The organism is Paraburkholderia eburnea (genome assembly GCF_002917095.1).
Classification (GTDB): domain Bacteria; phylum Pseudomonadota; class Gammaproteobacteria; order Burkholderiales; family Burkholderiaceae; genus Paraburkholderia; species Paraburkholderia eburnea.
The window spans coordinates 723,705-746,591 of sequence record NZ_PQGA01000001.1 but is presented as its reverse complement, the minus strand read 5'-3'; the positions used below and the strand labels follow the sequence as shown (position 1 = coordinate 746,591).

The following is a 22,887-nucleotide window of genomic DNA, read 5'->3' as shown; positions in this document are numbered from 1 at the left end:
TATGGAAAGTACAACCCTCCCCCAGTCACCCGGTAGCCGGATTTCGCAGTATCTCGCGCTCACCAAGCCCCGCGTGACTCAACTGGCCGTGTTCTGCGCGGTCATCGGCATGTTCCTCGCCGTGCCGGGCATGGTGCCCTGGAAGCAACTGATCGGCGGCACCGTCGGCATCTGGCTGACGGCAGGTGCGGCCTTCGCGATCAACTGTCTCGTCGAGCAAAAAGTCGATGCGCGTATGCGCCGCACCTCGTGGCGCCCCTCGGCACGCGGCGAGATCACCAGCGTGCAGATCCTGATTTTCTCCGCGGTGATCGGCGGCCTGGGCATGTGGGTGCTGTACACCTTCGCCAATCCGCTGACGATGTGGCTCACGGTTGCGACCTTCATCGGCTACGCGATCATCTACACGCTGCTGCTCAAGCCGGCCACGCCGCAGAACATCGTGATCGGCGGCGCCTCGGGCGCGATGCCGCCGGCGCTGGGCTGGGCGGCCGTCACCGGCCACGTGCCCGGCGACGCCTGGATTCTCGTGCTGATTATCTTCGTGTGGACGCCGCCGCATTTCTGGGCGCTCGCGCTGTATCGCCGCAAGGACTACGAAGCAGCCGGCCTGCCGATGCTGCCCAACACGCACGGCGAAAAGTACACGCGCCTGCATATCCTGCTGTATTCGGTGATCCTTTTCGCGGTCGCGCTGATGCCCTATATCTCGGGCATGAGCGGCGTACTGTATCTGGCGTCGAGCGTGCTGCTCGGCGCTGTCTTCCTCGCCTACGCGTGGAAGATCTATGTCGAGTACTCGGATGCCCTCGCGCGTGCGATGTTCCGTTACTCGATCATCTATCTCTCGCTGCTGTTCGTCGCGTTGCTCGTCGATCATTACGTGCATGCGCTCATCGGAGCGTGACACTATGAATCGACGCACGCTTGCGCGCTTCGCGCGCGCGACGGTGATCGCGCTTGCCACGGCGGGCGCGCTTGGCGCGACGCTCGGCCTCGAAGGCTGCGGCCAGCAGCCGCCGTCGTTCTCGAATCTCGACATCACCGGCAACACGCAGTTCGGCAACAACTTCTCGCTGCCGGATTCGAACGGCAAGACGCGCACGATGGCCGACTTCAAGGGCAAGGTCGTGGTGCTGTTCTTCGGCTACACGCATTGCCCGGACGTTTGCCCGACCACCATGGCGGAGCTTTCGCAGGCGCTTCAGCAACTGGGGCCCGATGCTGGCAAGCGCGTGCAGGTGATCTTCGTGAGCGTCGATCCCGAGCGTGATACGCCGCAGATCCTTGGCCAGTACGTCGCCGCCTTCAATCCCACCTTCATCGCGCTGCGCCCGGCCGACGACGCGCAGCTCAAGCAGGTGACGAAGGACTTCCGCGTGTATTACGCGAAGGTGCCCGGCAGCACGCCCGACGGCTACACGATGGACCACACCGCCGCGAGCTATGTGTTCGACACCACCGGCAAGCTGCGCCTGTTCGCGCGCGACGGGCAGGGCGTGACGCCCTGGGTGCACGATCTCAAGATACTGCTCGGCTCGAACGACGGCAATTAATCGACTTGATCCGGACGGCGCGGCTTCACGCAGGCCGTTCGAAAGCCCGATGCGCCACACTGGCGCGCGCCGGCATCCCCCGCAGGCATACCAGTATGCGATTTCTATATTTCGCGGGGCCGGTGCCATATGAGACCATTTATGTCTGCCTGCTGGCGGCACACAATGCGGCTCAGCGGCTCGACAACGTAATAAACAAGCAACAAGCGGGAACATCATCTCCATGCAGCGCAGAAATCTGATCAAAGCACTCCTCGCCGGCGTCGCCGCCACCACGCTCGCAGCCAGCTTCGGCGCGCGCGCTGACGACCAGGTCATCAAGGTCGGCACCGTGTCCGGCCCGGACGCCCAGGTGTGGGCCGTCGTCCAGAAGGTCGCGAAGCGCGAAGGCCTGAACGTCAAGGTCATCGAATTCAACGACTACGTGCAGCCGAACGCGGCGCTCGATTCGGGCGATCTCGACGCGAACAGCTTCCAGACCGGCCCGTACCTCGACAGCCAGATCAAGCAGCGCGGCTACAAGATCGTCAACGCCGGTCTCACGTACATCTCGCCGATCGGCGTGTACTCGAAGAAGTTCAAGTCGCTCGCAGCGCTGCCGCAAGGCGCGAAGATCGCGGTGCCGAACGATCCGTCGAACGAAAACCGTGCGCTGCTCGTGCTGCAAAGCAAGGGTGTGATCAAGCTGCGCGCAGGCGCGGGCACGAATGGCAACAACGCCACGCCGCTCGACGTCGCGGACAATCCGAAGAAGGTGAAGCTGGTCGAACTCGACGCCGCGCAACTGCCGCGCGCGCTGGGCGACGTGGACGCCGCCGTCATCAACACGAACTACGCGCTGGCCGCCGGCCTGCAGCCGACCAAGGACGCCATCGCCCTGGAAGACACGCACAGCCCATACGCCAACCTGATCGCCGTGCGCGCGCAGGACAAGGACAAGCCGTGGGTGAAGAAGCTGGTTGCCGCCTACCAGTCGGAAGACGTGCGCCAATACCTCAAGGACGAATTCAAGGGTTCGATGATCCCGTCGTTCTAAGCGTGTGACGTTGCGCGGCCGGTGTGCCGCGCGCCGTTATCGCCAGGCGAAAAAAAGCCGCTGCCATTTCGATGGAGCGGCTTTTTGTTTTTTGGGACGTGCCCGAGCCATTTACCGCAGCAATCGCTGCACGACCTCCATCGCGTTGATCAGCTCTTCCTGTTCGGCGGTGGTCAGCTTGCCGAGGCGGTCGGCCAAACCGCCGATCGCCGCATCCTTGAGCGACGCATAGGTGCTGCGGCCCGCCTCGGTCAGATAGATGAACGTGCGGCGTGCGTCGGCCTGCGAGGCGGAGCGCGCAATCAGATGACGGCGCGCGAAGCTCGCGAGAATGCGGCTCAGATAGCCTGAATCGAGCGCGAGCGTGCGCGCGAGCGTCGCGGACGTCTGCGTACCGACGCTGTCGAGCTCGCGCAGCACGCGGATCTCGGTCAGCGAAAACGGCGAGCTGGGCTGATCGTCCCGCTGTGCCCCGAGGAACGTTCGATAAAAGCGATTGAACTGCAGGACGGCTTCGGCGCGCCGTCTCGTGTCGGAATCATTCGACAAACTGGGTACCCGTGGTCAGTTCATTGATATTGGTCAAGTGCCACTATATGGGATGTCAGGGGCGCGCGATATTGTTGACTTTCTGAATCTTCGCATTGGTTCTACGCCGGTATCAAGCCGGGATTCCAAAGCGGGTTGGCTGGCGCTTGAGTGGTTGCGAAAAAAGAGCCCAAGTGGGCTGCGCCAGGGAAAATACCGATGCGAGTCAGGCAACCCGCAGAGCCTTATAAAATTTCTCAATTCATTGATTTATAAGGAATTTATAGGGATCTGAAAAGCGGCTTCGTCTGTGTTGACTGGTATTATTGTGGTTATATAATGGGCTCGCTTTCGCACCGGACCGACGCCACGCTGTTTTTGCCGCGTTTCTCGAAGATCTGTCCGGGCGCCTCCACGATCCGTCAAACCGCTGGCCGGAGTTCCATGGAAACCCGTTGGTCTGCCCTGATGCCCGATGCGCGCAACGTGACGCCGCTCTATCTGCAGCTGGCGCGCAACCTTGCCACGGCCATACATTGCGGCGTCTGGTCCGCAGGCGAGGCGCTGCCCTCGGAGCGCACGCTGTCGGATGCCATCGGCGTGTCGCGCATCACGGCGCGCAAGGCGATCGAGCTGCTCGTCGAGCAGGGCCTGATCCGGCGTGCGCGCGGCGCGGGCAGCTTCATCACGCCGCGCGTCGAAGACCCGCTTTCGCGTCTGACCGGTTTCACCAAAAGGATGGAGCAGCGCGGCTTCACGGCCGATTCGGTGTGGCTCGAGCGCCAGGTGCGCCCGGCGCGCCGCGAGGAAATCGTGCAGCTCGGCCTGTCGCCGGGCGCTGCGGTGTCGAGTCTGCGGCGTCTGCGCCGCGCCGACGGCATCGTGATGGCGGTGGAGCATTCGGCGCTGCCGGTGCCGATCGTGCCGGACCCGCAGGCGTTCGACGGCTCGCTCTATGCGTATCTGGAAACGCGCAACATGCCGGTCGTGCGCGCCTTGCAGCACTTTCGCGCCGTCAATGCGACCGGCGAAATCGCCGCGCTGATGGGCGTGGAGCCGCGCGCCGCGCTGCTCATGATCACGCGCGTGGGCTTTTCGCGCGACCAGCACGCCATCGAGCTGACCGACACGTATTGCCGCGACGGCTACTACGACTTCGTCGCGGAGTTGCGCCAATGAACGCAGCAACAAGGAAAGCGGTAAAAAGCGCGGTAAAAAGCGCGGCTCGCGGGAACGCCGGCGCGCGCCATGACTCTCTCATGCACGTCACCGTCAAGACTGACCGCGCGCAGGCCGTCGCCGCGCGCAATATCGGAAAAATCTCATGCTGAGCGGAAACATTCTCACCCCTGATGGCTGGATCAACGGCACGCTGACGTTCGAAAACGGACGCATCACGTCGATCGAGGGCGAGGCCACCGATCCGGCGAAGAACGACGCGCCCTACCTCCTGCCGGGCTTCATCGACCTGCACGTCCACGGCGGCGGCGGCGCCGACGTGATGGAAGCGGGCAACGCCATCGAAACGATCGCGCGCACCCATGCGCGCTACGGCACGACGAGCCTGCTCGCCACGACCATGACCGCGCCGCGCGACGAACTGATGAGCGTGGTCGCGGGTCTCGGCGACGTCGCACGCAAGCGCACGCCGGGCGGCGCGCGCGTGCTGGGCGTGCACCTGGAAGGGCCGTACATCAATCCGGGCAAGCTGGGCGCGCAACCCGACGCGGCGGTGTCCGCCGTGCTCGACGAAGTGCTCAAGTACCTGTCGATCGCGCCGATCCGCGTGGTCACCGTGGCGCCGGAAATCGCCGGCCATATCGAGATCATCGGCGAGATGGCGGCGCGCGGCGTGCGCGTGCAGATCGGCCATACGCTCGCGACCTACGACGACGCGGTGAGCGCGCTCAAGCACGGCGCGTGCGGCTTCACGCACCTCTTCAACGCGATGTCGCCGCTGCATCACCGCAATCCCGGCGTGGTCGGCGCGGCGCTCGCACATGCCGAATACGCCGAAATCATCCCCGATCTGCTGCACGTCCATCCGGGTGCGATCCGCGCCGCGCTGCGCGCGATTCCGCGTCTCTACGTGGTGACGGACAGCACCTCGGCGACCGGTATGCCCGACGGCGAATATCGCCTGGGCAGCCAGCACGTCACCAAATGCCTCGGCGGCGTGCGTCTCGCGGACGGCACGCTCGCGGGCAGCACGCTCACCATGGACCAGGCCTTGCGCAATCTCGTCTCGCTCGGCTTGCCGATCGCGGACGTATCCGCACGCCTGTCGCGCTACGCGGCCGATTACCTCGGCATCGAAGACCGGGGCCGCCTGCAGCGCGGCGCCTGGGCCGATGTCAACGTGTTCGACCGCGATCTGGCGCTTACCGCGACCTATGTCGAAGGAGAATCGCTTGTCGAATATGCTTAAAGAAGCGCTGGCCTCGGCCAGCGTCGTCGCCGCGCAACTCGCGGACACCTCGCGCGTCGAGGCGCTTGCGAGCGCGCTCGAAGCCAGTCCGCGCCACGTCGCGCTCACCGTCGCGCGCGGCAGCTCCGACCACGCCGCGAGCTATTTCGCCGCGCTCACCATGAGCCGCCTCGGCGTGCCGGTCGCCTCGCTGCCGATGTCGATCGCCACGCTCCAGCAGGCGCCTTTACGAGTAAGCGGCCAGTTCGCCCTTGCTTTTTCCCAATCAGGCAGGAGTCCTGATCTCGTGGCGACGATCAAGGCGCTGCGCGACGCGGGGGCGCTCACCGCAGCAATGGTCAACGTGGCCGATTCGCCGCTCGCCGTTGCCGCGGGCACCGAACTGCCGCTGCTCGCCGGCCCCGAACTGAGCGTGGCCGCCACCAAGAGCTATATCGCGATGCTGGCGATGTCGGCGCAACTGGTGGCGTTCTGGCAGCGCGACGCCGCGTTCCTCGACGCCGTGCGCGCGCTGCCGGACGCGCTCGATCGCGCGGGCGCGCTCGACTGGTCCAAGGCCGTCGACGAGTTGCGCGACGTGAAGCAGATGATCGTGATCGGCCGTGGCGCGGGTCTGGCGATCGCCCAGGAAGCCGCGCTCAAGCTCAAGGAAACCTCGGGCATCCAGGCCGAAGCGTTCTCTAGCGCCGAAGTGCGGCACGGCCCGATGGAGCTGATCGGCCACGACTATCCGCTGCTGGTGTTCGCGCCGCGCGGTCCGGAACAGGCCGGTCTCATCGAGCTGGCGCACGACATGCAAAAGCGCGGTGCGCGCGTGCTGCTCGCCGCACCCGCCGACGTTGCGGACGCCGCGCTGCCGCTGGTCGAAACCGCCGATGCGGCACTCGATCCGATCGGCGCGATTCTTTCGTTCTACGTGATGGCGGCGGGTCTTGCCGCTGCGCGCGGCCGCAACCCGGACGAGCCGCGCTACCTGAACAAAGTCACCGAAACCCACTAGATTGGAAAGCTGATGGAACGCATCCAGGAGTCTCGCCTGATGAACCCGGAAAATTTCGCCGAGGGCACTATCGCGCTGGTCGCGCCGCTCACCGGCCCGGTCGTGCCGCTCGCAGCGGTGCCCGATCCGGTGTTTTCGGAAGGCCTGTTCGGCGACGGCATCGGCATCGATCCGCTCGCGGGCAAGCTGCTGTCGCCTTGCGACGGCACGGTCATGCACCTCGCGCGCACCGGCCACGCCGTCACGCTGGAGACCGCCGAGGGCGCGCAGGTGCTCGTGCATATAGGCATCGATACGGTCGAGCTGGGCGGCAAGGGCTTTTCGCCCAAGGTCGAGCAGGGCGCGCAGGTGCGCCGCGGCGATCTGCTGATCGAATTCGATCTCGACGTCGTGGGGTGCGGGGCGCCAAGCCTCGTTTCGGTCGTCGCGGTGGCGAACTCCGATGCGTTCGAAGTGGTCCAGCGCGCGGGCGCCGGAAATGTGGAAGCGGGCAAGACGCCGCTGCTGGTGCTGCGCGCGCGCGACGGCGCGGCTCATACGGTGGGCGCGGCCGGCAGCGCGAATCTGGTGATGGACGAAGTGCGCCGTAGCGTGACGCTCACGCACGCGGGCGGCCTGCATGCGCGGCCTGCCGCGCGGGCGCGCGAAGCGGTGCGCGGCATCGATGCGCGCGTCGAAGTGCGTTTCGGCGAGCGCAAGGCGGCGATCGAAAGCGTGGTCGGCCTGCTGGGGCTGGGAGCGGGCGAAGGCGCGACGGTCGAACTCGTCGGCATGGGGCGCGAGGCGCAGAAGGCCGTCGATGCGGTGGCCAACGAGTTGCTGCGCGCCGCGCCCGGAGAAGGCGGTGAAGGCGGCGAAGCGCCTGCGCGGCAACTGTCGCCGGCTGCGGCTGCTTCTGCCTCTGCCTCTGTCTCTGTCTCGATTGCTCCCACGGCTACGACTTCCGTAACCGCCGCGCCGGGCACGCTCACGGGCGTGTGCGCCGCTCCGGGCGTGGCGGTCGGCAAGCTGGTGCGCTGGGACGACGCGGAACTCGCGCCGGCCGAACTCGCGAGCGGTCCCTCTGCGGCGGAAAGCCGTCTGCTCGACAAGGCCGTCGCGGCGGTGGACGCGGAACTCGATGCCTCCGTGCGTGCGGCGTCGCAGCGCGGCGCAATCGGTGAAGCGGGCATCTTCCAGATGCATCGCGTGCTGCTCGAAGATCCCACGCTGATCGATGCGGCGCGCGATCTCATCAGCCTTGGCAAGAGTGCGGGTTTTGCGTGGCGCGAGTCGATCCGCGCGCAGATCGCCGTGCTCGGCAAAGTGGACGATCCGCTGCTCGCCGAGCGTGCCGCCGATCTGCGCGACCTCGAAAAACGTGTGCTGCGCGCGCTCGCGCTCACCAGCGGAGCCACGAGCGCCGCGCCGCGCGAACTGCCCGACGAAGCCGTGCTGGCCGCCGACGAATTCACGCCTTCCGACCTCGCCACGCTCGACCGCAAGCGCGTCACCGCGCTTCTGATGGCGCGCGGCGGCGCGACTTCGCACGCGGCGATCATTGCGCGTCAGGCGGGCATTCCGGCGATCGTTGCGCTCGGCGACTCGCTGCACAAGATCGCCGAAGGCACCGAAGTGGTGGTGGACGCGGGCGCGGGCCGTCTGGCCTTCGCGCCGAGCGCCCAGGACATCGAACGCGCGCGCGCCGAAAAGCAGCGCCTCGCGGGCGTGCGCGAAGCGAACCGCCTGACCTCGCAGCAGGCCGCCGCCACGCGCGACGGTCATGCGATCGAAGTCGCCGCGAACATCGCGACGCTCGACGATGCGCGCACCGCGGTCGACAACGGCGCGGACGCCGTGGGTCTGCTGCGCACGGAGTTGATGTTCATCCACCGCCAGGCGGCGCCGACGGTCGAAGAGCATCGCCAGAGCTATCAGGCCATCGCGCAGGCGCTGGGCGGCCGCACGGCGATCATCCGCACGCTCGACGTGGGCGCGGACAAGGAAGTCGACTACCTCACGCTGCCGCCCGAGCCGAACCCCGCGCTCGGTCTGCGCGGCATCCGCCTCGCGCAGGTGCGCCCCGATCTGCTCGACGATCAATTGCGCGGCCTGCTTGCGGTCGAGCCGCTGGGCGCGATCCGCATCCTGCTGCCGATGGTCACCGACGTGGGCGAGCTGATCCGCCTGCGCGAGCGCATCGACCTGTTTGCAAAAGAAACGGGCCGCACGGGCCGCGTGGAAGTGGGCGTGATGATCGAAGTGCCGTCGGCGGCGCTGCTCGCCGACCAGCTCGCGCGTCACGCCGATTTCCTGTCGGTCGGCACCAACGATCTCACGCAGTACACGCTCGCGATGGACCGCTGCCAGCCCGATCTCGCGGCCCAGGCCGACGGCTTGCATCCGGCCGTGCTGCGCCTGATCGCCGTGGCGGTCGAAGGCGCGAGCAAGCACGGCAAATGGGTGGGCGTGTGCGGTGCGCTGGCGGGTGATCCGCTCGCGGTGCCGCTGCTCGTCGGCCTGGGGATCACGGAACTGTCGGTCGATCCGGTTTCCGTGCCGTCGATCAAGGCGCGCGTGCGCAATCTCGACTACAACCAGTGCCGCGAACGCGTGTTCGACATTCTCGCGCTCGAATCGGCGCAGGCCGTGCGCGCCGCAAGCCGCGCGCACTGGCCGCTCGATTGAGTCGCGCCATTTCGTCATTGATCGGCAAATCCGATCGCTAAATATCCTGATTAAAAGTCGTCAACACACCGGCGCGCGCAGCGATCGCGCGCCGGCTTCTCTCACCTCAATACGTCACGCAAGAGACAGGGACTGGAGGCAGTTCAATGGATGGCAATCCGTTTCTTAAAATTCAGAGCCTCGGCCGCGCGCTGATGCTCCCGATCGCGGTTCTGCCCGTCGCGGGCATTCTGCTGCGCTTCGGCCAGAGCGACATGCTCAACATCAAGATCATCGCCGACGCGGGCGGCGCGATCTTCGACAATCTTCCGCTGTTGTTCGCGATCGGCATCGCCGTGGGTTTCGCGAAGGACAATAACGGCGTGGCGGCGCTCGCGGGCGCACTCGGCTATCTGGTCGAAATCGCCGTGATGAAGGACATCAACGACAAGCTCAACATGGGCGTGCTGTCGGGCGTGGTGGCCGGGGTCGTCGCGGGCATGCTGTACAACCGCTTCAAGGACATCAAGCTGCCCGAGTTCCTGGCGTTCTTCGGCGGCAAGCGCTTCGTGCCGATCATTACCGGGCTCGTGTGTCTGGGGCTTGGCGTGATATTCGGCTACGCGTGGGGACCGGTGCAGGCCGTGATCGATTCGGCCGGCCACTGGCTCACCACGGCGGGCGCGATCGGCACCTTCGTCTATGGTCTGCTGAACCGTCTGCTGCTCGTGACGGGGCTGCATCACATCCTCAACTCGCTCGTGTGGTTCGTGTTCGGCACCTTTACGCCGGCGGGCGGCGCGCCGGTGACGGGCGACCTGCACCGCTTCTTCGCGGGCGACCCGACGGCGGGCGGCTTCATGGCCGGCTTCTTCCCGGTGATGATGTTCGGTCTGCCGGCGGCGTGTCTCGCGATGCTGCACGAGGCGCCCAAGGAAAAGCGTGCGATGGTCGGCGGCCTGCTGCTGTCGATGGCGCTCACCTCGTTCCTCACGGGCGTGACCGAGCCGATCGAATTCACCTTCATGTTCCTCGCGCCGGTGCTCTACGGCATCCACGCGGTTCTGACGGGGCTGTCGCTGGCGATCTGCTCGCTGCTGAACATCAAGCTCGGCTTCACGTTCTCGGCGGGCGCGATCGACTACTTCCTGAACTACGGGCTGTCGACGCATGGCTGGGAAGCGATTCCGCTCGGCGTGGTCTACGCGGTCGTGTACTACGGGCTGTTCCGCTTCTTCATCCGCCGCTTCAATCTGCCGACGCCGGGCCGCGAGGCTTCGGCTGGTGATACCGAGATCGCTTCGTCGATGTCGGGCGTGGCGGTGGCCGGTGGCGCGCCGGCTACGCGTGCTGCGCGTTATATCGATGCGCTCGGCGGCGCGGCCAACCTCAAGGTGGTCGATGCGTGCACGACGCGCCTGCGTCTGAACGTGGTGGACCCCGCGCATGTGTCGGAGCCTGCGCTCAAGGCGATCGGCGCGCGCGGCGTGCTCAAGCGCGGTGGTGAAAGCGTGCAGGTCATCATCGGGCCGGAGGCGGACATCATCGCCGACGAAATCCGTCGTGAAATCGCCAGTGGGCGTCCGGCTGCTGCGGCGGCTGCAGCCCCGGTCGCGGCTGCGGCTGTTGCGAGCGCGGCGCCTGCGCCTACGGCTACGGCGAACCAGGCCGGTCCGCTCGATCCCGATCCTTCGCGCTGGCTGTCGGTGCTGGGCGGCACGGCGAATGTCGTCTCGCTCGACGCCATCGCGGCCACGCGTCTGCGCGTGATCGTGCGCGATCCGTCGGCGGTCGATCGTGCGCGCCTGGGCACGCTGGACGTGGTGTGGGTGTCGACCGATACGCTGCACATCGTCGTGGGCAACGCGGCCCAACGTTACGCCGACGAGCTTTCCTTGCAATCGGCCTGAGCGCTCACCTGCTCATGAAAAAACCGGCGCTCGCGCCGGTTTTTTTATTGCCGCGCTGCGCCGCCGTGCTCAGTACAGCGAATTGCGCTTGTCCTCGACGGCTTCGACCGTCACCTTGCCGCGCATGATCCGATACGCCCACGTCGTATAGGCGAGCACGATCGGCAAGAAGATGATGACGGCGACCAGCATGATTTCGAGTGTCATCTTGCTGGAGGTGGAGTCCCACACGGTCAGGCTCGAACGCGGATCGAGCGAGGACGGCATGATGAATGGAAACATCGAAAATCCCGCCGTCAGGATCACGCCGACGATCAGCAGTGAAGTGGCGAGAAACGCCGTCTTCTCCAGCCGCGACCCCGCCACCGCGAATGCGATCACGCCGCCCACGATGCCCGCGATCGGCGCGATGCCCATCCACGGATAGAGCACGTAGTTGCTGATCCAGAGTCCCGTGCCCGGCTCGACGCTTTTCAGCAGCGGATTGGCGACGGTGTCGTAGGGCGCGGGGTTGGTGATCGCAAAGCCGCCAATCAGCGTCGCCACCAGCGCGCCCGCCACGATGAACAGCACCACCGCGATGCCCGACGTGATGCGCAGCGCCTTCGACGCGCGCGCGGCCACGACCCCATCGGTCTTCATCTTCACGAATGCCGCGCCGTGCGCGGTGAGCATCGTGAGGCTCACGAGGCCGCAGATCAGCGCGAACGGATTGAGCAGCGCCCAGAAGCTGCCGTAGTAGGTCACGCGCAGGTCGCTGTCGTACTGGAACGGCACGCCCTGGAGCAGATTGCCGAACGCCACGCCGAACACGAGCGCGGGCACGAAGCCGCCGATGAAGAGCGCCCAGTCCCACGCGCTGCGCCATTTTGGGTTGTCGCGCTTGCCGCGATAGTCGAAGCCCACGGGCCGGAAGAACAGCGCGAACAGCACGAGTAGCATCGCGAAGTAAAAGCCCGAGAACGACGCCGCATAGACTAGCGGCCAGGCGGCGAACATCGCGCCGCCCGCCGTGATGAGCCAGACCTGATTGCCTTCCCACGTCGCGCCGACCGTGTTGATGACGATGCGGCGCTCGGCGTCGGTCTTGCCGATGAAGGGCAGCAGCACGGCGGCGCCCATGTCGAAGCCGTCGGTGAGCGAAAAGCCGATCAGAAGCACGCCGATCAGCACCCACCAGATCACTTTGAGCGTTGCGTAGTCCATGGTGTGGTTCCTTGTGTGGCGTTGGCGCGCGTCACGCGATGCGGTTGCTGCTGGGCACCGCGGCCGACTGCTCGTGGAAATAGCGGCCCGTATGCAGCGCGGACGGCCCCAGGCGCGCGTACTTGAACATCAGCGTGATCTCGATGACGAAGAGCGCCGTGTAGAACACCACGAAACCCGCGAGGCTAAGCCAGACATCGCCGGGCGCGAGGCTCGACGCCGACAGATGCGTGGGCAGCACCTCGGCGATGGTCCACGGCTGGCGGCCCAGCTCGGCGACGACCCAGCCGAATTCGGCGGCGAGCCACGGCAGCGGAATCGCCCAGACCACCCAGTTGAGGAACCAGCGGCGGTTCGCCTTGAGCAGCGAGCGCTGTGCGCAGAACCAGAACGCCAGCACGAAGGTCGCGAGGAACAGCATGCCCAGACCCACCATCACGCGAAACGACCAGAACACGGGCGCGACGGGCGGGATCGAGTGTCTGGCGGCCGCCTTGATCTGCGCGGGCGTGGCGTCGACCACATTGGGTGCGAACTGCTTCACCAGCAGGCCGTAGCCCAGATCGGCCTTATGCGCGTCGAAGACGGCGCGCGTGTCGTTGTCGGCATCGCCTCGCTTCATCTTTTGCAGCGCGGCATAGGCAAGCATGCCGTTCTGGATGCGCACTTCGGCGCGGCCCATCAGATCGCGCAAGCCGATTACCGGCTCGTCGATCGAGCGCGTCGCGATGATGCCCATGAGATACGGAATACGGATCGCGTAGTCGGTGCGCTCTTCCTGCTGGTTAGGGATGCCGAACAGCGTGAACGGCGCGGGCGCGGGGGCGGTGTCCCATTCGGCCTCGATGGCGGCGAGCTTGATCTGCTGCACTTCACCTGTGCGGTAGCCCGATTCGTCGCCGAGCACGATCACGCAGAGCGTGGACGCGAGGCCAAAACCCGCGGCGATCGCGAAGGAGCGCAGCGCGAATTCGGTGTCGCGGCGGCGCAGCAGATACCACGATGAAATGCCGAGCACGAACATCGACGCCGTGACATAACCCGCCGATACCGTATGTACGAACTTCACCTGCGCGACGGGATTGAAGATCACCTGGAACAGGCTCGTCAGTTCCATGCGCATGGTTTCGTAGTTGAACGACGCGCCCACCGGGTTCTGCATCCAGCCATTGGCGATCAGAATCCACAGCGCCGACAGATTCGAGCCGAGCGCGACGAAGAACGTCGTGATCAGATGGCCGCCCTTCGTCATGCGGTTCCAGCCGAAGAAAAACAGGCCCACGAAGGTCGATTCGAGGAAGAACGCGGCCAGCCCTTCCACGGCGAGCGGCACCCCGAAGATGTCGCCCACGTAATGCGAGTAGTAAGACCAGTTGGTGCCGAACTGGAACTCCATCGTGAGGCCCGTGGTGACGCCCATCACGAAGTTGATCGCGAAGAGCTTGCCCCAGAACTGCGTCATGTCCTTGTAGATCTGTTTGCCGGTCATCACGTAGACCGACTCCATGATGACGAGCAGCCACGAGAGCCCGAGCGTGAGCGGCACGAACAGGAAGTGGTAGAGCGCGGTGACGCCGAATTGCAGGCGCGAGAGATCGACGGTTTCGCTAATGGGCATGGCGGTCCCCTTGTTCCACGTTCGGCGCGGTTGCGGTTGTCGTCGCTGTAGCAGCAGGCACGGACAGGATTGCCTGTGCGACGTCGGCGGGCCGCATGGTCATGTTTTCGGCTTGCGGGTGATTGAAGAACGCGTATTTCAGCGCCACCAGCAGCAGGAGTTTGAAGGCGAGGACAAGTGCGATGTCGCGGGCGAAAGTCGGGCCGCGCGCCCACCGGAGGATGCGCGCGCCGGGCAGGGCGCGAGCGCGTCGAGACTGGCCGGAGGTGGAAAGCATGGCGACGGATGGCTCCTTGCTGTGTCCTGTTTGCGGAGCCGCGCATCGGGATGATTCCGATTGCGCTTGCCCGGCTCTCCTTTTTATGACTTGGCACTACTAAAGCATCGCGACCTTAATGTTATAGGTCAGATTGACCGGTCGAATGTCAGGAAGCGTGGCGCCTTTGCCTGATCGGGGCGCCATCGTCGTGAAAATATCTTATGAGGGAACGGAAATCTGCGGTGCGAAATTGTGCGCGGAGGGTCGTGAAGCGCGCACCAAAGAAAAAGCCCCGCTCGGTGGGAGCGGGGCTTTGCCGTGACGGATCAGACCGTCAATGCATCAGAGGTGCGTCAGGCATACTCGGCCAGCGCGGTGCGCATCTTCTTCATCGCGCTTGCTTCGATCTGACGGATGCGCTCGGCGGACACGCCGAATTCGTCGGCCAGGTCATGCAGCGTCGAGCCGCCCGATCCGTCGTCCTCGACGTTCAGCCAGCGTGCCTCGATGATGCGGCGGCTGCGCGCGTCGAGCGCTTCAAGCGCACTGGCGATGCCGTCGGACTGCAGACGGTCGCGCGAACGGGCGGCCAGCACGGCGCTCGGCTCGTTATGCGAGTCGGCCAGCCAGGCGATCGGCGCGAACGATTCTTCGCCGTCGTCATTCTGGCTTTCGAGCGCGATGTCGGCACCCGACAGACGCGTTTCCATCTCGACGACTTCTTCGCGCTTGACGTTCAGTTCCTGCGCGAGGCCTTCGATCTCTTCCGGCGTGAACGACTGCAGGCCCTGCTTGTGGCTGCGCAGGTTGAAGAACAGCTTGCGTTGCGCCTTGGTCGTCGCGACCTTCACCATGCGCCAGTTGCGCAGGATGTATTCATGGATTTCGGCCTTGATCCAGTGCATGGCGTACGACACCAGACGTACGTTCTGCTCCGGGTCGAAGCGCTTCACGGCCTTCATCAGGCCAATGTTGCCTTCCTGGATCAGGTCGGCGTGCGGCAGGCCGTAGCCCAGATAATTGCGCGCAATCGAGACGACGAGACGCAGGTGCGACAGCACCAGGCGGCGCGCGCCTTCAAGATTGTTTTGCTCGCGGAACTCGGTCGCGAACTGGCGCTCCTCTTGCGGCGTCAACATCGGGATCCGGTTCACGGCCTGAATGTAGGCGTCGATGTTGCCCAGTTGGCCGGGCAGCATGGAAGCGTTCGCGAGCGCCAGTACACCCGAACCCCCGGCCTTGGCCGACGACGGGCTAAGCATATTCGGAAGGGTCATGGTCATTGCGTTGCTCACGTAGCGAACTCCTCAGGAATCTTGCAAAAGTCAGACTGCGACTCCACGGTGGATGTTAGCACTCTGAAACAGCGAGTGCTAATACTTGGAGTCTGTAGGGGCTTCATGGTTCCGCCTGTCCTATCGAAAATTTGTTTCAATAGATTTCGACGTAAATGCTGGCAGGCAAGCTGGGCGGGGCTTGCGACCCGGACTGGCCCGCCCACACCGGCGAGCCGAAGAAAGACTCTAGAACAAGACCGCTTCCAGCAGGGAAGCGATGAAGAAAAAGGGCTGGAATAACGGGGCTTCGAAGTGATGGTTGCCACGATTCTTATCGTAGCAATGCGGTCTTAATCGGGACTTAAATCCGGCCTTTAAATCAGGCCCGATTTTTTATCCGAAGACGCATTCAATAGACATCGGAACGGTCTGAAAGTGCGGCCCTGCGACATACCGGCGCGCTTTCGTTGTGCGCGTGTGCGCTTGCGTACTCATATGGGGGCGCTCGCTTTGATCGCAAGTATCCTTGCGCGAAATCCTGGTATAGATTTCAGCGATGCGCGTGCGCTAAATCTTCAGTGCGAGTCGGCGCAATGATGCTCACTCGCGTGCAAAAGGGGCTTGAGCAATGGCGGCAAAAGTAATCGATGCGATTCGCGGGCTGGAGCGCGAGCGGTTCCGCGCGATGGTGGACGGTGACGGTTCGTCGCTGGAGCAGCTTCTTTCGGATAGCGCGACGTTCGTGCACACGAACGGCAAGCGCGAGACCAAGCAGCAGTTCATCGATGCGATCACGGCGGGCCGCCGCCGTTATCGCCAGATCGAGATCCAGTCGCAGGACGTGTTGCCCGTCGGCCGCGAGACCTGCCTGATCTCGGGCCGCGCGCTGATCGAAATGGAAGCGAACAACGGCGCGCTGCTCTATCCCATTGCCTACACGGCGATCCAGACCCAGGAGGATGGCCACTGGCGTCTGGTTGCGTGGCAGGCGACGCGTTGCGCGATCGAGTGACGACCGGTAAGTCCACTCGCCGATTCCGCCAGTTAAGCGGATCGGGCGCACGCCAGCGGCCCGTTATGCCGCCGGCGCTCAACGGCGCCGCCTCCTTTACTGCAATTACTGCTGCTTCAAACTCTTGATCCGATTCAGCTCGATCAGGCCGCCACGCGGCGATCGATCTGCGTCCATGCCGCGCGATTGACCGCGCTGACTACAGCAGCCACGACCGCCTGAGCGGCGTCGTCCGCGACGCCCACGCCGTGCCGCAGCGCCTGGCCGCCCACGCGCGCGCCGACGAACACCGCCGTGCCGCCTGGCGCCGTGCGCGCGGTTTCATATGAAGTGATCTCGATGCTTTCGTCCGCCGCCGCCGCAATCGCCGCCGCGACCGCCTGTGCATGCGCTTCGTCGATAGCGGCGGCTGCGGGCAGCGCGACATCGCGGCCCTCGAAGCGCACGCGGCCCGCACCAACCTGTTGCGCCGGCCCTTGCGTTTCGAAGTACTCGCTCGCAAACAGCGCGCAGATGGCCTCGCCCGTGATTTCCTCGCCGGAGGTATCCGTGACCGTCTGCACGGCATGGCTAAATTCGATCTGCACACGGCGCGGCGGCGTGAATCCCATGCCGCGTTCGAGCAGATACGTCGCGCCGCCCTTGCCCGACTGGCTGTTCACGCGGATCACCGCGTCGTAGCTACGGCCCAGATCGGCGGGATCGATCGGGAGATACGGCACTTCCCACACGGCGTCCGGCTGCTGCACGGCCAGGCCCTTGCGGATCGCGTCCTGATGGGAACCCGAGAACGCCGTGAACACGAGGTCGCCTGCATACGGATGGCGCGGATGCACGGGAAGCTGATTGCAGCGCTCGACCAGGCGGCGCACCGCGTCGATATCGGAAAAGTCGAGGCCCGGATCGATGCCCTGGGTGTAGAGGTTCATCGCGAGCGTGACGAGATCGACGTTGCCGGTGCGCTCGCCATTGCCGAACAGGCAGCCTTCGATGCGATCCGCGCCCGCGAGCAACGCCATTTCGGCGGCGGCCACGGCGGTGCCGCGGTCGTTATGCGGATGCACCGAAAGCACGATGCTGTCGCGATACGCGAGGTTGCGATCCATCCACTCGATCTGGTCGGCGTAGACGTTGGGCATCGCCGCTTCGACGGTCGCCGGAAGATTCACGATCATCTTGTGATCGCGAGTCGGGCGCCACGTCTGGGCCACCGCATCGCAGACTTCGCGCGCGAAAGTCAGCTCCGTCATACTGAAGGTTTCGGGCGAATACTGGTAAATCCAGTGCGTTTGCGGATTTTTATCGGCGTGTTCGCGGATAATGCGCGTGCCTTCGACGGCGAGCGCCTTGACCTGATCCTTCGACTGACCGAACACGATCTTGCGGAACGACGGGCAGATCGCGTTGTAGAGGTGGACGATGGCGCGCGGCACGCCTTCGAGCGCCTCGAAGGTGCGCGCGATCAGTTCTTCACGCGACTGCACGAGCACTTCGATGGTCACGTCCTCGGGAATGCGCTTTTCGTCGATCAGCTTGCGCACGAAATCAAAGTCGGTCTGCGACGCGGACGGAAAGCCGACTTCGATTTCCTTGAAGCCGATCGCGACGAGCATTTCGAAAAACTCGGTTTTCTGCTCGATGCTCATCGGCTCGATCAGCGACTGGTTGCCGTCGCGCAGATCGGTGCTCATCCAGATCGGCGCGCGCTCGACCGTGCGCGTCGGCCATTTGCGGCCGTTCAAACGGATGGCGGGGAAGGGGCGATACTTCTCGGCGGGATTACGCAACATGACGAGCCTCGTTCTTCATGGTGTCGTTTGCGATGGCGGTCGGCAGCGGGCGGTTGGCGGGCTGGCGACGGAGCACGATGCGCGAAACTTCATGCGTACGGGCGGCAACCGCGGACGCGAAGAAGACGGCCACGGTGACGGCGGTAGCCGGCGCGGCGAAAGCGGACGTGAACGATGCCCATGCAACGTGCATTTTGACCTCGCGACTCGTCCGAACGATAAGCGGACGAATGCAGACGACAGGTTGTAGAGATACAGCGGATTTGGGGTACTGCGAGAACTGCTTTGGGAGGACCGCGGTGACCGGAGAGGGGGTCGTTGCGGCGCTACACCAGCTTTAGGCTAGGCGTAGCGATAGGGCCGATAGTAGGCCGTGGGCAATGCGGAGGGTGTTCGGGAAGGAACGCATTCGTCCAATGTAAATCAGGGCGGATGCATGTGTCAACAAAGAATTCGCAGATTTTCGGCGCGAAGATGCCTGAAGATGGCCGACGAAGCGCGCCGATGCGCCTGAGCGCATTGCTCGAGGCGCCCGCCCCGCACGGCTTTCGGCGAGTTGGGCGGCCCGTTTGCCTGACAGACGTTCAGCGTTTCGCGATGCGCTTGACCGTCTCGATCTGACGCGCGATGGCGTCGGGCACCGGGGCTTCGCCGCGCAGCACCGCTTCGATCCACGCCGAGGTCGTGGCCGCGTCGCGGCCTTCCGGCAGATCCACTTCGGGCGCATCGGGCGACGAGCGCTCCGGCTCGATCAGCGTTTCGCAGATGCCGTCGTGCAGCCAGTCGACCTGCACCTGGCGGCGCGTATCGGCGACCGCTTCGCCTTCGGTGCCGCGCGCGAGCAATGCGCCGCCGACCGCCGCATCCGGATGCGCCGCGAACAGTGCGCTCAGGCTATCGCGATAGGGCGGATGCGTGTAATTCACCAGGCGCAGGCCCGGCTGCTCGAACGGCTGGAGCAATTTCACCAGCGTGTGCGTGGAGTTGCGCACGCCCATGCGCCGGCGTAGCGAGAGCAGCCGCGCGACCTGAGGCGCGAGCGTTTCGATGGGCGCGAACGCCACGTTGCGCTCGGCGAGTTGCGCCTCGATTTCGGCGTGATCGTGCACGGCGGGACGGTTCAGCGCCGCGAAGATTTCGGCGCTCGTGACGCGGCCCGGGTCGGTGACGACGCCGTGCACCAGCGTCGGCACGCCTTCGCGCGCGAGCAGCAGCGCGAGCAGCGGCACGAGGTTCGGCTGCTTGCGCGCGCCGTTGTAGCTCGGAATCGATACCGGCCGGTACGCGCCATCGGCCACGACGAGCGGCGCGAACGACGCATGGGCGGCCGCGAGCATCGCGGCCAGTTCCTCGGCGGTTTCGCCCTTCAGGCGATAGGCGAGCAACACCGCGCCGAGTTCGAGTTCGGGCACCCGGCCGTCGAGCATGGCCGCGTAGAGCGCGTGCGTGTCTTCGGGCGACAGCGAGCGCGCACCATGCGGTCCGCGGCCGATTTCCTTGATGAAGCGGGCGCAGGAGAAGGTCTCGGTCGATTCGGGGGAGGCGGGGGCGTTCATGGCGGCGTGAGTGCGGAGCCGAGCGGTGCGCTGCTCCGTTCAATGGGGATGTAGGGGATGAAGGAAGTATCGCACGAGCCGCGCGGCCAGGCCCGACGCAGTAGGGGCGGGAACGACCGCAGCAGCGTCGCCGCCGCTTCTTCCCTGCCTGTCATGCGCTGTCATCGGCGTTGCCGTTGCGTGTTGCCGCCCGCGCGCCGCTGCGCGTTACACTCGTATGCTGCGCCTTGGCGCTCGCGCGATTCCCTCGTTGGCGTCCAGGCATCATCAAGAAGACGGAGATTTCGATGACTTACGTATTCGATCCGGCGCCGCTCGCCGCCGTGCCGGTTGCCGGCAGCGATGCGCGCTTTCCGGTGCGCCGCATCTACTGTGTTGGCCGCAATTACGAGGCGCATGCGCGCGAGATGGGCCACGATCCCAACCGCGAACCGCCGTTCTTCTTCGCCAAGCCCGCCGACGCCGTGCTCTACGTCGCGCCCGGCGCAACGGCGGAATTCCCGTATCCGGATCAATCGCAGAACGTGCATTTCGAGATGGAACTCGTTGCGGCGATCGGCAAGGGTGGCAAGAACATCCCCGTCGAAAGCGCGCTCGATCACGTGTTTGGCTATGCGCTCGGTCTCGACATGACGCGCCGCGATCTGCAGGCCGAAGCGAAAAAGCTCGGCCGTCCTTGGGACACGGCGAAGGGCTTCGATCATTCGGCGCCCATCGGCCCGATTCATCCGGTCGCGAAAGTGGGCCAGATCGCGAAGGGCGCGATCTGGCTGGAGGTGAATGGCGAAGAAAAGCAGCGCTCGGACATTTCGCAGCTGATCTGGCCGGTTGCCGACACGATCGCGTTCCTTTCAACGCTGTTCGAGCTGAAGGCCGGCGACCTGATCTACACGGGCACGCCCGAAGGCGTGGGCGCGATCAAGCGCGGCGATGTCATGACGGGCGGCGTGGACGGCCTGGGCGAATTCGCCGTGCGCGTGGTCTAAAAAATTAGACAGGAGCATGAGAGGAGCATGAAGCTTTACAGCTATTTCCGCAGTTCGGCCTCGTATCGCGTGCGTATTGCGCTGAATCTGAAGAATCTGCCCTATGAGTACGTGCCGGTGCATCTGGTGCGCGAGGGCGGCGAGCAACTGAAGCCCGAGTACCGCAAGATCAATCCCGATGCGATCGTGCCGACGCTCATCGACGACGACAACCGCGCGATCCAGCAATCGCTCGCGATCATCGAATACATCGAGGAGACGCACCCCGAGCCGCCGCTGCTGCCGAAGTCGCCCGCCGACCGCGCGCACGTGCGCTCGCTCGCGCTCCAGGTCGCGTGCGAAATCCACCCGATCGACAATCTGCGCGTGCTGAAGTACCTCAAGCACACGCTGGGCGTGGACGATGCGGCCAAGGACGCGTGGTATCGGCACTGGATCGAGAACGGCTTCGCGACGCTGGAAGAACGGCTCGCGAACGACCCGCGCACGGGCAAGCTCTGCTTTGGCGACACGCCGACGATTGCCGATCTATGCCTCGTGCCGCAGGTGTTCAACGCGAACCGCTTCAAGATCGACACGACGCGCTACCCGACGATCCAGCGTATCTGCGACTACGCCGCCCAGCTCGACGCGTTCGCGCGCGCGGCGCCGGGCGCACAGCCGGATGCGGAATAAGCGATCTTTCGCGTGAGATCGAAGTAAAAAGGGCGCCGTTCGTGAGAACGGCGCCCTTTGCGTTTTTTCGGCGCTTTTCAGCGGTTTCAGCACAATCGCGCAGCGGATCTAGCTGCCGAGCAGCGCATCCGCGAATTCCTCGGCGACGAACGGCTGCAGATCCTCGACCCTTTCGCCCACGCCGATGAAATACACCGGCACCGGGCGTTGGCGCGCGATCGCCGCCAGAATGCCGCCCTTCGCCGTGCCGTCGAGCTTGGTGACGATGAGACCCGTGAGGCCCAGCGCATCGTCGAAAGCCTTCACCTGGGTCAGCGCGTTCTGGCCCGTGTTGGCGTCGATCACCAGCAGCACTTCATGCGGCGCGCCATCGAAGGCCTTGCCGATCACGCGCTTGACCTTCTTCAACTCGTCCATCAGGTGCAACTGCGTCGGCAGGCGGCCGGCCGTATCGGCCATCACGACGTTGATGCCGCGCGCGCGCGCCGCGTTGACGGCGTCGAAGATCACCGCGGCCGGGTCGCCGCTTTCCTGCTGCACGACCGTCACGTTGTTGCGCTCGCCCCAGATCGTCAGCTGCTCGCGCGCGGCGGCGCGGAAGGTGTCGCCGGCGGCCAGCAGCACGCTCTGGTCGAAACTTTGCAGATGCTTGGCGAGCTTGCCGATGCTGGTGGTCTTGCCCGCGCCGTTGACGCCCGCGATCATCATCACGAGCGGCTGCGCGCGGCCCAGCATGAGCGAACGCTCAAGCGGCTTGAGCAGGTCGATGAGCAACTGGCGCAGCGCGGTTTTCACCTGTTGCGGGTCGGTCAGGCGTTCGGCGCGCACCTTCTGGCGCAGTGCTTCGAGCAGATACTCGGTGGCGTCCACGCCCGCGTCGGACATCAGCAGCGCCGTTTCCAGCTCTTCGTAGAGATCGTCGTCGATCTTCGCGTTGACGAAGATGCTCTGGATATTCGAACCGGTCTTCGACAAGCCCGAGCGCAGGCGCGAGAGCCAGGATTGCCTGGCGCTGGCGTCGGGAGCGGGCGGCGGGACGATTTCGACGCGGTCGAATTCGCTGTCGTCGATTGCACTGGCCTGCGGTGTCGCGGTGCGTACGGGTGTGGCTGGCTCGGCGGCTGCGGGCGCTTGCGGCGTATCGAGCGCCTCATCGGCATCGAGCGCTTCGTCCTGCGCGGCTTCGGCTGCGTCGTTTCCGGCGCCCTTCGAGCCCCGGAGTCGTTTGAAGAAACTGAACATGATCTGGTGTGGTGGGGTCGCGTTGCGGGTCTGACCGAGGGACGGTCATCGACGGCGAAGATGCGGGCAACGCCTGGAAAACACAGCATTTTATCAGGCGGCCCCGGGTGCGTCGCCGCGACGGGCCCGGAGCGTGCGCGGCTTCTGCGGTGTTCGAGGCGC

Annotated in this window: 21 protein-coding genes; 13 read left to right on the top strand and 8 right to left on the bottom strand. The window is 65.1% G+C overall.

Annotated features, from left to right (window positions below):
• Position 1: 1 nt before the first annotated feature.
• The 3 genes from cyoE (at position 2) to B0G62_RS03275 (ending at position 2,592) form a co-directional block, all read left to right on the top strand.
• Positions 2–907 (top strand): heme o synthase, encoded by a 906-nt coding sequence (cyoE, locus tag B0G62_RS03285; protein ID WP_103702449.1) that lies wholly within the window; start codon positions 2–4, stop codon positions 905–907.
• A 4-nt stretch (positions 908–911) separates the two neighbouring features.
• Positions 912–1,556, top strand: coding sequence for an SCO family protein (locus B0G62_RS03280; RefSeq protein ID WP_103702447.1), 645 nt, complete (start codon positions 912–914; stop codon positions 1,554–1,556).
• Positions 1,557–1,779: 223 nt separating this feature from the next.
• Entirely contained in the window at positions 1,780–2,592 is an 813-nt protein-coding gene (locus B0G62_RS03275) for a MetQ/NlpA family ABC transporter substrate-binding protein (RefSeq protein ID WP_103702445.1), read from the top strand.
• 111 nt (positions 2,593–2,703) lie between these two features.
• Here B0G62_RS03275 and B0G62_RS03270 read toward each other — a convergent pair whose 3' ends face one another.
• A complete protein-coding gene (locus tag B0G62_RS03270) occupies positions 2,704–3,141 on the bottom strand; it encodes a MarR family winged helix-turn-helix transcriptional regulator (protein ID WP_103702443.1) in 438 nt (145 codons plus the stop codon).
• Between B0G62_RS03270 and B0G62_RS31540 the strand changes: the two genes are divergently transcribed.
• From B0G62_RS31540 to nagE, 7 genes are all read left to right on the top strand, one after another.
• The gene (locus B0G62_RS31540) at positions 3,122–3,415 is read left to right on the top strand and encodes a hypothetical protein (protein WP_167401174.1); all 294 of its coding nucleotides are present in this window, start codon (positions 3,122–3,124) and stop codon (positions 3,413–3,415) included. The two genes, B0G62_RS03270 and B0G62_RS31540, sit on opposite strands and share 20 nt — an antisense overlap.
• Positions 3,416–3,564: 149 nt before the next feature.
• Positions 3,565–4,299, top strand: coding sequence for a GntR family transcriptional regulator (locus tag B0G62_RS03265; RefSeq protein WP_103702934.1), 735 nt, complete (start codon positions 3,565–3,567; stop codon positions 4,297–4,299).
• Positions 4,296–4,451, top strand: a complete 156-nt coding sequence (locus B0G62_RS31535; RefSeq protein WP_167401173.1) for a hypothetical protein — start codon at positions 4,296–4,298, stop codon at positions 4,449–4,451. The genes B0G62_RS03265 and B0G62_RS31535 overlap by 4 nt, the downstream gene beginning before the upstream one ends.
• Complete coding sequence (gene nagA / locus B0G62_RS03260; protein WP_103702441.1) at positions 4,445–5,548, top strand: N-acetylglucosamine-6-phosphate deacetylase; 1,104 nt, start codon at positions 4,445–4,447, stop codon at positions 5,546–5,548. Before B0G62_RS31535 ends, nagA begins: the two co-directional genes overlap by 7 nt.
• Positions 5,541–6,548 (top strand): SIS domain-containing protein, encoded by a 1,008-nt coding sequence (locus B0G62_RS03255; protein ID WP_103702440.1) that lies wholly within the window; start codon positions 5,541–5,543, stop codon positions 6,546–6,548. Before nagA ends, B0G62_RS03255 begins: the two co-directional genes overlap by 8 nt.
• Before the next feature lie 12 nt (positions 6,549–6,560).
• Positions 6,561–9,215 carry a phosphoenolpyruvate--protein phosphotransferase gene (gene ptsP, locus B0G62_RS03250; protein WP_103702437.1) on the top strand — a complete coding sequence of 885 codons (2,655 nt, stop codon included), beginning with the start codon at positions 6,561–6,563 and terminating at the stop codon, positions 9,213–9,215.
• Positions 9,216–9,361: 146 nt separating this feature from the next.
• The gene (gene nagE, locus B0G62_RS03245) at positions 9,362–11,104 is read left to right on the top strand and encodes an N-acetylglucosamine-specific PTS transporter subunit IIBC (RefSeq protein WP_103702435.1); all 1,743 of its coding nucleotides are present in this window, start codon (positions 9,362–9,364) and stop codon (positions 11,102–11,104) included.
• Between the two features lie 69 nt (positions 11,105–11,173).
• Here nagE and cydB read toward each other — a convergent pair whose 3' ends face one another.
• The 4 genes from cydB to rpoH form a co-directional block, all read right to left on the bottom strand.
• Positions 11,174–12,310: a cytochrome d ubiquinol oxidase subunit II gene (gene cydB / locus B0G62_RS03240; RefSeq protein WP_103702433.1), complete on the bottom strand. Its 1,137-nt coding sequence runs from the start codon at positions 12,308–12,310 to the stop codon at positions 11,174–11,176.
• Between the two features lie 31 nt (positions 12,311–12,341).
• Positions 12,342–13,928, bottom strand: a complete 1,587-nt coding sequence (locus B0G62_RS03235; protein WP_103702431.1) for a cytochrome ubiquinol oxidase subunit I — start codon at positions 13,926–13,928, stop codon at positions 12,342–12,344.
• Entirely contained in the window at positions 13,918–14,205 is a 288-nt protein-coding gene (cydP, locus tag B0G62_RS03230) for a cytochrome oxidase putative small subunit CydP (protein ID WP_103702429.1), read from the bottom strand. The genes B0G62_RS03235 and cydP overlap by 11 nt, the downstream gene beginning before the upstream one ends.
• Positions 14,206–14,540: 335 nt before the next feature.
• Positions 14,541–15,482 carry an RNA polymerase sigma factor RpoH gene (gene rpoH / locus B0G62_RS03225; protein ID WP_103702427.1) on the bottom strand — a complete coding sequence of 314 codons (942 nt, stop codon included), beginning with the start codon at positions 15,480–15,482 and terminating at the stop codon, positions 14,541–14,543.
• Positions 15,483–16,092: 610 nt separating this feature from the next.
• On the opposite strand from rpoH, the gene B0G62_RS03220 reads away from it, so the two are divergent.
• A complete protein-coding gene (locus B0G62_RS03220) occupies positions 16,093–16,476 on the top strand; it encodes a nuclear transport factor 2 family protein (RefSeq protein ID WP_027815699.1) in 384 nt (127 codons plus the stop codon).
• Between the two features lie 143 nt (positions 16,477–16,619).
• On the opposite strand, the gene leuA is transcribed toward B0G62_RS03220, so the two are convergent.
• Both leuA and ybiB read right to left on the bottom strand, forming a co-directional pair.
• Positions 16,620–18,266, bottom strand: coding sequence for a 2-isopropylmalate synthase (leuA, locus tag B0G62_RS03215; RefSeq protein WP_103702425.1), 1,647 nt, complete (start codon positions 18,264–18,266; stop codon positions 16,620–16,622).
• Between the two features lie 584 nt (positions 18,267–18,850).
• Positions 18,851–19,822, bottom strand: a complete 972-nt coding sequence (gene ybiB, locus B0G62_RS03205) for a DNA-binding protein YbiB (RefSeq protein ID WP_103702421.1) — start codon at positions 19,820–19,822, stop codon at positions 18,851–18,853.
• Between the two features lie 287 nt (positions 19,823–20,109).
• Between ybiB and B0G62_RS03200 the strand changes: the two genes are divergently transcribed.
• Positions 20,110–20,808 carry a fumarylacetoacetate hydrolase family protein gene (locus B0G62_RS03200; protein WP_103702420.1) on the top strand — a complete coding sequence of 233 codons (699 nt, stop codon included), beginning with the start codon at positions 20,110–20,112 and terminating at the stop codon, positions 20,806–20,808.
• A gap of 27 nt (positions 20,809–20,835) precedes the next feature.
• Positions 20,836–21,483, top strand: a complete 648-nt coding sequence (gene maiA, locus B0G62_RS03195) for a maleylacetoacetate isomerase (RefSeq protein WP_103702418.1) — start codon at positions 20,836–20,838, stop codon at positions 21,481–21,483.
• 108 nt (positions 21,484–21,591) lie between these two features.
• Here maiA and ftsY read toward each other — a convergent pair whose 3' ends face one another.
• Entirely contained in the window at positions 21,592–22,725 is a 1,134-nt protein-coding gene (ftsY, locus tag B0G62_RS03190) for a signal recognition particle-docking protein FtsY (protein ID WP_103702417.1), read from the bottom strand.
• Positions 22,726–22,887: the final 162 nt, after the last annotated feature.

Bases quoted from the DNA above. Each gene is read 5' to 3' on its own strand.
- ptsP (WP_103702437.1), top strand. From the start codon at position 6,561: ATGGAACGCATCCAGGAGTCTCGCCTGATGAACCCGGAAAATTTCGCC.
- B0G62_RS03275 (WP_103702445.1), top strand. From the start codon at position 1,780: ATGCAGCGCAGAAATCTGATCAAAGCACTCCTCGCCGGCGTCGCCGCC.
- B0G62_RS03280 (WP_103702447.1), top strand. From the start codon at position 912: ATGAATCGACGCACGCTTGCGCGCTTCGCGCGCGCGACGGTGATCGCG.
- leuA (WP_103702425.1), bottom strand. From the start codon at position 18,266: ATGTTGCGTAATCCCGCCGAGAAGTATCGCCCCTTCCCCGCCATCCGT.
- B0G62_RS31535 (WP_167401173.1), top strand. From the start codon at position 4,296: ATGAACGCAGCAACAAGGAAAGCGGTAAAAAGCGCGGTAAAAAGCGCG.
- B0G62_RS03255 (WP_103702440.1), top strand. From the start codon at position 5,541: ATGCTTAAAGAAGCGCTGGCCTCGGCCAGCGTCGTCGCCGCGCAACTC.
- B0G62_RS03220 (WP_027815699.1), top strand. From the start codon at position 16,093: ATGGCGGCAAAAGTAATCGATGCGATTCGCGGGCTGGAGCGCGAGCGG.
- ybiB (WP_103702421.1), bottom strand. From the start codon at position 19,822: ATGAACGCCCCCGCCTCCCCCGAATCGACCGAGACCTTCTCCTGCGCC.
- B0G62_RS03265 (WP_103702934.1), top strand. From the start codon at position 3,565: ATGGAAACCCGTTGGTCTGCCCTGATGCCCGATGCGCGCAACGTGACG.
- B0G62_RS03235 (WP_103702431.1), bottom strand. From the start codon at position 13,928: ATGCCCATTAGCGAAACCGTCGATCTCTCGCGCCTGCAATTCGGCGTC.
- cydP (WP_103702429.1), bottom strand. From the start codon at position 14,205: ATGCTTTCCACCTCCGGCCAGTCTCGACGCGCTCGCGCCCTGCCCGGC.
- cydB (WP_103702433.1), bottom strand. From the start codon at position 12,310: ATGGACTACGCAACGCTCAAAGTGATCTGGTGGGTGCTGATCGGCGTG.
- cyoE (WP_103702449.1), top strand. From the start codon at position 2: ATGGAAAGTACAACCCTCCCCCAGTCACCCGGTAGCCGGATTTCGCAG.
- B0G62_RS03200 (WP_103702420.1), top strand. From the start codon at position 20,110: ATGACTTACGTATTCGATCCGGCGCCGCTCGCCGCCGTGCCGGTTGCC.
- nagA (WP_103702441.1), top strand. From the start codon at position 4,445: ATGCTGAGCGGAAACATTCTCACCCCTGATGGCTGGATCAACGGCACG.
- ftsY (WP_103702417.1), bottom strand. From the start codon at position 22,725: ATGTTCAGTTTCTTCAAACGACTCCGGGGCTCGAAGGGCGCCGGAAAC.
- nagE (WP_103702435.1), top strand. From the start codon at position 9,362: ATGGATGGCAATCCGTTTCTTAAAATTCAGAGCCTCGGCCGCGCGCTG.
- maiA (WP_103702418.1), top strand. From the start codon at position 20,836: ATGAAGCTTTACAGCTATTTCCGCAGTTCGGCCTCGTATCGCGTGCGT.